This is a genomic window from Polyangium sp. 15x6, assembly GCF_029960785.1.
GTDB lineage: Bacteria > Myxococcota_A > Polyangia > Polyangiales > Polyangiaceae > Polyangium.
This window is the reverse complement of record NZ_JASBQE010000014.1, coordinates 75793-82806: the sequence shown is the minus strand read 5'-3', so window position 1 is coordinate 82806 and position 7014 is coordinate 75793. Positions and strand designations below refer to the sequence as shown.

At 63.6% G+C, this 7014-nt stretch carries 5 protein-coding genes; 4 read left to right on the top strand and 1 reads right to left on the bottom strand.

The annotated features are described in order from the left end of the window. Positions 1–14 precede the first annotated feature (14 nt). The 4 genes from QHF83_RS13080 (at position 15) to QHF83_RS13065 (ending at position 5471) form a co-directional block, all read left to right on the top strand. On the top strand, positions 15–1790 hold the full coding sequence (locus QHF83_RS13080; RefSeq protein ID WP_282418136.1) for a carbamoyltransferase C-terminal domain-containing protein: 1776 nt from the start codon (positions 15–17) through the stop codon (positions 1788–1790). A 4-nt stretch (positions 1791–1794) separates the two neighbouring features. After that, complete coding sequence (locus QHF83_RS13075; RefSeq protein ID WP_282418135.1) at positions 1795–3489, top strand: cyclic peptide export ABC transporter; 1695 nt, start codon at positions 1795–1797, stop codon at positions 3487–3489. Positions 3490–3543: 54 nt separating this feature from the next. Further along, positions 3544–4155: a DUF697 domain-containing protein gene (locus tag QHF83_RS13070; RefSeq protein ID WP_282418134.1), complete on the top strand. Its 612-nt coding sequence runs from the start codon at positions 3544–3546 to the stop codon at positions 4153–4155. A 293-nt stretch (positions 4156–4448) separates the two neighbouring features. Further along, positions 4449–5471, top strand: coding sequence for a prohibitin family protein (locus QHF83_RS13065; protein WP_282418133.1), 1023 nt, complete (start codon positions 4449–4451; stop codon positions 5469–5471). Positions 5472–5498: 27 nt separating this feature from the next. Here QHF83_RS13065 and QHF83_RS13060 read toward each other — a convergent pair whose 3' ends face one another. Continuing rightward, complete coding sequence (locus tag QHF83_RS13060; RefSeq protein ID WP_282418132.1) at positions 5499–7010, bottom strand: substrate-binding domain-containing protein; 1512 nt, start codon at positions 7008–7010, stop codon at positions 5499–5501. Positions 7011–7014 lie beyond the last annotated feature (4 nt).

Below are 7014 nucleotides of genomic sequence, written 5' to 3'. Positions count from 1 at the left end.
ATTCGAGGTCATCGATGTACGTGTTGGGCATCAACGCCGCATATCATGAGTCGGCAGCCTGCTTGCTGAAAGATGGCACGATTGTGGCCGCCATCGAGGAGGAGCGTCTCTCGCGCAGGAAACACGGCAAGGTGGCGGACCTCGACCGTGGCCACGAGCTGCCGCGGCTCGCGATCCAGTATTGCCTGGACGTCGCTGGCATCACGCTCGGGGACGTGGAGTGGGTGGGGTATTCGCTCGAACCCCACCAGCGGCTTCGGAACCAGGAGATCGTCGAGCGGGTCGTCCCCGGCGGTTGGGGGAGCCCGGCGGGGGAGATGCTCTTCTTCGACCTCGCCCTGCGCGTGCCTGCGGAGCTCAGGCGCTTGGGCATGACCGGCGAGTTCAAGTGGGTTGCCCACCATCTCGCGCACGCTGCTTCGGCGTTCCACCCCTCGCCGTTTGGCGAAGCGGCCATTCTCTGCGTCGACGGCATCGGCGAGGTCGGCTCGACGCTCTTTGCATCCGGACGCGGGTCGAGGGTCGAGCCTTTCGACGAAATCAGATATCCCTCGTCCATTGGGTTCCTGTGGGAAAAACTGTCCAAGTACCTCGGTTTCTCCGAGTACGACGCGTGCCAGGTCATGGGGCTCGCCTCCTATGGGGATCCACGTCGATTCCGCGCGACATTCGAGCGTCTCGTTTCGCTCGAGCCCGAAGGGCACTTCGCACTCGATGGCGATACCTTACGATTTCGTGTCGAGGACTACGCGCCCCTCGAGGCCCTGTTCGACGTCCCCCTGCGCAAGGGAAGCGAGCCGATCCTCGCAGCGCACAAGGACATTGCCGCTGCGCTTCAGGACGTCACCAACCACACGCTCCTGCACATGGTTCGGCACCTCGCTGCGCGGACCGGCTCGAAGAACCTTTGCATGGCAGGAGGCGTCGCGCTCAATTGCGTCTCCAATCGAATCGTGTTCGAGGCGAGCCCGTTCGAGGGGCTCTTCGTGCAGCCGGCTGCGCACGACGCGGGCACGGCGCTCGGGGCCGCATTGCACGTCTGGCACGAGATGGTCGGCCATTCTGAGCGCTCGACCATGCTCCATCCGTACACGGGTCCGTGCTTCGACGATTCGGCAATCGAGCACGCTCTCTCGAAGGCTGGCCTCGTATACCAGCACGAGTCGAACATCGAGGAGAAGGTTGCCGAGCTCCTCGCTGCGGGCAAGATCGTCGGTTGGTTCCAGGGGGCCATGGAGTTCGGTCCCCGCGCGCTCGGCAATCGCAGCCTGCTCGCGGATCCACGCGCCCCGGAGATGAAGCGTCTCCTGAACGACCGCATCAAGCACCGCGCGAGCTTCCGCCCCTTTGCGCCGAGCGTCCTCGCGGAGGAGGCGGAGCGCTGGTTCGTCATCGAAAAGAGCACGACGACATCGGACTTCATGCTCCTCGCATATCCCGTCAGGCCTGAGCGGATGGCCCAAATTCCCGCCGTCGTTCATGTCGACGGGACGAGCCGCGTCCAGACCGTCCGCACCGAGACGAACCCGAGGTACCATAAGCTCATCGTGGCATTCCATGCTCGGACAGGTGTACCCATGGTCCTCAACACGTCGTTCAACGACAGCGAGCCCATCGTCTGCACGCCGGAGCACGCGATCGAGACGTTCATGAGCGCCGGCATCGACGTGCTCGCCATTGGAGATTGCCTTGTCGAGGCCGCACGGCAGTCGAGGAGCGAGGTCGGAGGTCATACGCCGGCTCCGAGCGCCCTGAGCCTCTCTTTCCGAGCATCTGCTCCGCGGGTCTGATAAGGTGACCAAGACGCCGATGAACATCGTAGAGCTCATCTACAAGGAAGCCGGCCCAGACCGATGGCGGCTCTTGCTCGCATCGACGGCGGCGGGCGTCGGCAACACGCTCGTGCTCGTCTTCATCAACGCGGCCGCGCAGGCGCCGGACGCCGTGGATGGGCGGACGTTTTTCCTCTTCGCCGTGCTGATGCTGGCGTACATCCTGGGCGCGAGGTACCTGTTCCACCGGACGATTGATATCGTCGAGGAGATCCTGCACCGCATCAAAGGCAGGATCGTGGAGAAGATCCTGCGCGCCGATTTTGCGGCACTCGAGCGGCTCGGGACCTCCGAGATCTATGACCGCATCACCGAGAATGCGACGGTGATCTCGGGAGCTGCCGGGCTCGTGACCAATGTTCTGCAGCAACTGCTCATCTTCTTGTTTGCGATCGGCTACATCGCGTGGATGTCGCTCTCGGCGTTCGTTCTGCTCGGCATCCTCACCGCCGCCGGGCTCGCGCTATATTGGACGCGGAGCGAGGTGATGGTCGGGTTTCTTCAACACCTCGCGAAGACCCGGGTTGCGTTCTTCGATGTGCTCACGGATCTCCTGCGGGGCTTCAAGGAAGTCAGGTTCAGCCGAACCCGCGGCCAGCAGATCCGCGACGACGTCATGAGGACCTCGGCGGACCTTCGCGACACCACGCGAAAAGCCAATCACCTCTTCGACGACAATTTCATCCTCGCGAGCTGCAACCTCTTCGTGCTCCTCGGTGCTCTCGTGTTCGTGTTGCCGCGGCACGTGCACATGGAACCGGCCACGCTGACGAAGCTCGTCTCGGGTGTCATGTTCCTGTGGGGCCCCTTGCAGGGCGCTGTGAGCGGGTATCCCGCATACGTCCGCTCGAACCAGGCGCTCAGGGAGATCGAGACGCTCGAACGGAAGCTCGACGCAGCCGCCGCGGCGAAGGCGTCGGAAGGCGCGCTCTCCGATCCCTGGAAGGGCAAGCCCGGCGTGATAGTCGCGCAGGGGGTCGAATACGAATATGCGCGGAAGAATGGCGATGAGGCATTCCGCATTGGACCTGCCAATTTCACCATCGACCCGGGGGAGATCATCTTCATCGTCGGCGGCAACGGCAGCGGGAAATCGACGCTCCTCAAAGTCCTGACCGGGCTTTACGGCGCCACCGCGGGGACGCTCTTTTCGGGAGGCGAGGCCGTGCGACCGCAAAACGCGCCAGCGTATCGGGAGATGATCTCTGCGATTTTCTCCGATTTTCACCTCTTCTCGAAGGCCTACGGCCTGCTCGACGTCGACGGCCAAGCCGTCTCCCGCCTGCTCGCCCAGATGCAGCTCGAGGGGAAGACCGAATTCAAGGTCGATCGATTCACGCGACGCGATCTCTCCACGGGCCAGCGGAAACGCCTCGCGATGGTCGTCTCCTTGCTCGAGGATCGACCCATCCACGTCTTCGACGAGTGGGCCGCAGATCAGGATCCCGAGTTCCGCAAGTACTTCTACGAGGAACTGCTTCCTGCTCTCAAGGCGCGGGGCAAGACGGTCATCGCCGTCAGCCACGACGACCGATACTTCCATTGTGCGGACCGCGTCTTCACGATGGAGTACGGGAAGCTGCTATCCATCGAGCCCGGCCACCGCGCTGCGGCTCGCCCCAGGACCGAGAGTACGGAGCAGTCACTCCCATCCTGACACAGCTTTTCTCTACCGGGTCGTCAATAAATATGCGAGACTGGGCAGGACCTCATGACGACTGAGAATACGCAGCCGAGGCAGCCAGCAAAGCAGGGCAGGGACGAGCCCACGATCGAGGTGGAGCCTGAACCGAAAGCGGGAGCCAAGCCCGAGCCACCCTCCCGTCCGGAGCCCTCGGCGGCGCCGTCGCGCGTGGGGCGCGCGGAGGCGATCATCCGGCGCAACGTCCTGTGGTCGCTCGGCGCCGGAGCGGTGCCCATTCCGCTCGTCGACGCGATCGCCGTGACGGGCGTTCAGATGAAGATGCTCTCCGAGCTCTCCGAGCTCTACGGGGTCGAGTTCACCAAGGATATCGCGCAGAAGCTCGTGACGTCGTTGCTCTCGAGCCTGGGAGGGCTGACCCTCGGCGCATCGATCGGTTCGAGCGTGGCCAAGCTCATTCCGGGCGTGGGCACGGCGCTCGGCATCGTCACCATCCCCATCTTTGCAGGTGCTTTCACGCTCGCGACGGGCAAGGTGTTCATGATGCACTTCGAGTCGGGCGGCACCCTGCTCAATTTCGATCCAGTCGCGATGCGCGCGTACTTCAAGCGAGAGTTCGAGAGGGCGAAGGAGACGGTGGCGGAGGTGCGCGAGGAGGCGAAGTCTGACGAGCGTGCCTGATCGACCGGTTCTTTCATGGATCTCACCCCCATCTTCCGCTTCTTGCTGCCAGCGCTGACCGTGCTCGCGGTGGGCCTCGTCGGAGGAACGCGCCGCATAGGCTTTCGCTGGGCAGTCGTTCTTTCGGTGCTCTTGACGCCGATCGGCGGTTTCATCGTAGCTCTGGCTTCAGGGCCCAGGCCCATTCCTCTCGATCTTGGGCCACGGGCCATGCCGAATGCGCCAGGCGCGGCGAAGAAGAGGCGATCGTTCCGCTTCTGGCGATGACCTCGTAGGCAGTACCAGAAACGACCATGTCCGACCAAGAGCCGCAGACGCAAGAGCCCCTCGAACTCGCGGATTCCACTTCAGAGGGGCCCCAGGTCCTCGAGCGGGCAACGGCCATCGCGCGGCATCGATTCCGCGTCTGGCTCCGCAACGTCCAGTTCTCCGCATACGCAACGCTGGTCTTCGTGCTTCTGGCGCTCGGCTTTTTGTGGCCACGCATCTTCATCGTCGTTCCGTCCGGGAGCCATGCGGTCATGTACCGGTTTTTCGCGGGCGGGACGGTGACGAACCGCGTCTGGGGCGAAGGTGTGAACGTCATTCCCCCATGGGACTCCCTGACCATTTACGAGACGCGCCTGCAGCAGGAAACGCTGAAGTTCGACGTCCTCAGCGAGGAGGGGCTCGACCTGGGGGTCGAGGTCTCGATACGGTATCGACCGAACAAGGAAATGCTCGGGTTCCTGCACCAGGACATTGGCACGGATTATTTCAAGCGCCTCATCAAGCCCGAGGTCGAGGCCCATGTACGACGTACATTCGGTAACAGGCCGGCGTACGAGATTTACGCGAGCTCGAGAGACGTCCTCCAGGAGCTCGGCCAGATACCCGTCCTCGGCAGGCTCGAGGAGAGCGACGACGACCTTTCCTCGCGTCCGTACGTCATCATTCAGGAGCTCAAGCTCGTCGATATCGAGCTGCCGGCCATCGTCGAGAGCGCAATCGCGGACAAGTACAAGCAGGAGCAGCTCATGCTCGAGTACCGCTACAAGCTCGAGCGCGAGGAGAAAGAGGCCGAGCGAAAACGTACGGAGGCGGCCGGAATCCGGGATTACAACATCATTGCGAGCAAGCTGAATCCGGACGTGCTGCGTTGGCGGAGCATCGAGGCGACGCTCGAGCTGGCGAAGGCGCCGAGCTCGAAGGTCGTCGTCCTCGGCGGAGGACAGGGCGCGCAGTTGCTCATGAACGTCGAGCCATCGATGGGCGCAGCCCCGGCCGCGCCCGCTGCTCCCGCGCCTCCGGGAACCGCTGCGCCGCCAAAGCCCTGACGCACGGCGGTCAGGCTCGAACATTCATCAATTTCGACCGGTTGCGTCTTCCCAGGTCCGGATGAGCTCGTGCACGACCTCGCCGTCGAGGCGCGGCGGTTCGATGATCGGGTCCTCGAACGTCACGCCGTATCGTCGGAAGCGCAGGAAAGGGTTCTGCACGCTATCGTAGCCGCGGATGGAGAGCGCGGCGTCCGCCGGGCGGAAGCCGTGTTCGATGGCCTTTTTCTGCATCTCGTCGCTGCGCAGGAAGGCGATCCACTTGCCCGCGATGAGCCTCCGCGCGTCGGTGATCTCGTCGCCGAAGTCGAGGAATACGACTGGATGCTGGTTCATGATCGTCGGCTGTGGATAGAGGATCCGGGCGTCCGAGAGGACGCTGGCAAACTCGTCGATCCGAGCGAGGGTGTCGAACGCGAGGTGCTCGTACGTCGCGACGGCGTCGTAGCGCGACGAACCCACGTTGAAGAACGAATTGGTGAGAAGCTCCGTGGAGTCCGGCGGCGCGTCGAGTCCGCCTTCGCACCTCCTGAGCCAACCGCGGAACGCCGACCGTTGCTCGCGCAAGGCGCGCAGGAAGTCATCGGGGGTCACCTCGTTCGATATGGAACGAATGGTTCTCGTGAGCTTCGAGCGTGTGCTGTTGGGGATGTTCGTGTCGCTCGACCGAACTTTCGGGGGCAACACGTAATCGTAGGCCATCAGGTAAAGTGTCTCGAATCCGGACGCTGCTCGGGTCGGTGACGTGTGACCGAATTTGACGCGCCCCCAGGACTTGATCTCGTCCACGGTGGGGAAGGGCGAAGCAGACGGGGGTTTCGTTATGTCCGGGGTCGTTTCGGCCCTTGGCGCGGGCGGGGGCTGTTTCTTCGGCGGGAGAGGCGGTCCGTACCAATCGATCCACGAACCTGGCACCATGTCCTCGATGGGCATCCCCGACAGGTCCGGCTGCGTCGGGACGGCAGCGCACATGAGCTCGGCCCATTGCCCGCGCTCGCGCGACCGATTCGCCATGGCGGCCTCCACGACCTGGCGACGATCATCCCAGACGAGCAAGACCAGAGGCGACTGGACCAGCGAGATCTGCTTCTCGATCTCGAAGAGCGGTTTGCGCTGCCGATGTGCCGTCTTCCAGCGGTGATCGAGGTACCGCAAGACGAGATCATCGGCGGGCGCCCACAACGTCGGCCTTGCTTTTCCGTCGAGGATCGCGTCGGCCGACTCGATATCGCCCATGGCCGACAGCTTCACCTGGATGGTCGGGCAGAGCCTCGCGAAGCGATTGGCGGCCTGCTCCACCCACGCCCGCTTGTCGTCGCCGTAGAGCATGCTGATGACCACCGGGCGCCCGTCCTTCGTGGGTGGGCCGCAGACATCGGTTTGCGTGCTCGTGGTGGTCTTGACGTCGACGATGAGCGCCGTCTCGGCGTGGACCATTCGACGTTGGTCCCGTATGAACCCATACGCGATGCTGCCGAGAATCCATACCGCGAGCGCGAGGCCGCCTATCTCCTTCCACAGGCCAGGCCCTCTGTTCACGGAT

Excerpts from the sequence above, each read along its gene's own strand:
- QHF83_RS13080 (WP_282418136.1), top strand. The coding sequence starts at position 15 with ATGTACGTGTTGGGCATCAACGCCGCATATCATGAGTCGGCAGCCTGC.
- QHF83_RS13070 (WP_282418134.1), top strand. The coding sequence starts at position 3,544 with ATGACGACTGAGAATACGCAGCCGAGGCAGCCAGCAAAGCAGGGCAGG.
- QHF83_RS13065 (WP_282418133.1), top strand. The coding sequence starts at position 4,449 with ATGTCCGACCAAGAGCCGCAGACGCAAGAGCCCCTCGAACTCGCGGAT.